Source organism: Saccharopolyspora sp. 6V (assembly GCF_020176785.1).
GTDB classification, from domain to species: domain Bacteria; phylum Actinomycetota; class Actinomycetes; order Mycobacteriales; family Pseudonocardiaceae; genus Saccharopolyspora_C; species Saccharopolyspora_C gregorii.
Map to the genome: position 1 here is coordinate 1 of NZ_JAIUKB010000078.1, position 1,422 is coordinate 1,422.

1 protein-coding gene is annotated in these 1,422 nt (G+C 74.5%); it reads left to right on the forward strand.

The features are described from left to right. Positions 1 to 397 precede the first annotated feature (397 nt). Positions 398 to 1,018 (forward strand): bifunctional 2-polyprenyl-6-hydroxyphenol methylase/3-demethylubiquinol 3-O-methyltransferase UbiG, encoded by a 621-nt coding sequence (locus tag LCD35_RS16255; RefSeq protein WP_224960338.1) that lies wholly within the window; start codon positions 398 to 400, stop codon positions 1,016 to 1,018. Positions 1,019 to 1,422 lie beyond the last annotated feature (404 nt).

Sequence of the window (1,422 nt, forward strand, 5' to 3'; positions counted from 1 at the left end):
CCGCCGGGGGGGGGGGGGGGGGGGGGGGGGCGGGGGGCCGGGGGGGGGGGGGCGGGGGGGCCCCCCCGCCCCCCCAGCCCCCCCCCCCCCCCCCCCCCCCCCCCCCCCGGCTCGCTGCGGCCGGTGCGCGTGGCGCCGGTGTCACGGGACGACAACGACCCGGCACCGCTGATCACTTTTGCACTACGGCTGCACGTCGTTCCCCGGCCCGCCCTCGCGTCGAGGTGCCGCCGCCCCGGATCCAGCGCGCCGGGCAGGCGCGGACATCCGCAGTGGAACCCGTTGCGGCCCAAGGGATCCGACGTCTCGAGCGCCGAGGGCGGAGCGCGGTTCCGAGACCTCCCGGCACCTACCACGACCCGGCGAAAGCCGCAGTGCAGGTGGTTAGGGTGAGCCGGTGTCGGAGCAGTGGAGCCACAACGTGCACTACCACCCGCTCGTTCTCGACTCGGTGCCCGAAGGATGCGACGCGGCGCTCGACGTCGGGTGCGGCGACGGGACGCTGGTGCGCGCGCTGGCGTCGAGGGCGAAGCGCGCCACGGGCATCGACCGCTCCCGCACGATGATCCGCCAAGCCCGCCGCGCCAGCTACCAGTACGACAACGTGTCCTATGTGGACTCGGACTTCGTCGATTTCGCCGCGAAGGCGCGGGACGGCTCGTACGGGTTCATCAGCAGCGTCGCCGCGCTGCACCACATGGACTTCGATTCCACGCTCACCGCCATGGGCCGGATGCTCGCCCCCGGTGGGAGGCTGGTGCTCGTCGGCCTGGCCCGGCACCACACCCCGCTGGACTGGGCGAGGGACATCGCGGCGATCCCGGTGCACCGCTTCCTCGCCCGCAGGCACGGCGGGGTCACCGAGCCGCCGGAGGTCCCGGCGAAGGACCCGATCATGACCTGGGATGAGGTGCGCCAGGGCGCGCAGCGACAGCTGCCCGGCGTCCAGTACCGCAGGTTGCTGCTGTGGCGCTACGCGCTCACCTGGGACAAGCCCGTCCCGACCTTCTCCGGGTGAACGGCCCGTTCGACCAACGAGATGGGACGAACGGTCCGTTCACCCACATCGGCGGCGACAGGACCGATCGCGCACGAACCACTTCCCCGGGTGAACGGACCCTTCGACCAACGAGATGGGACAAAGGGTCCGTTCACTCGGAAATCCCTGGCCCGGTGCCGACCACTCGCACCGGAGCGAACGGACCGTTCGCCCAACCAGATCGGACGAACGGTCCGTTCACCCATCGCTGCAGCGATGGGACGGGCGGGCGTTCCGGGGCGACGGTCGGCGTAGGCGCGGGTGCGCACGTGGACGTGGGGGGGGCGCCCCGGGGGGGGGGGGGCGGGGGCGCACGGGCGGGGAGAGACCCGCGGGGGGGGGGGGGCCCGGGGGGGGCCCGGGGGGGGGGGGGGCGCGGGGGG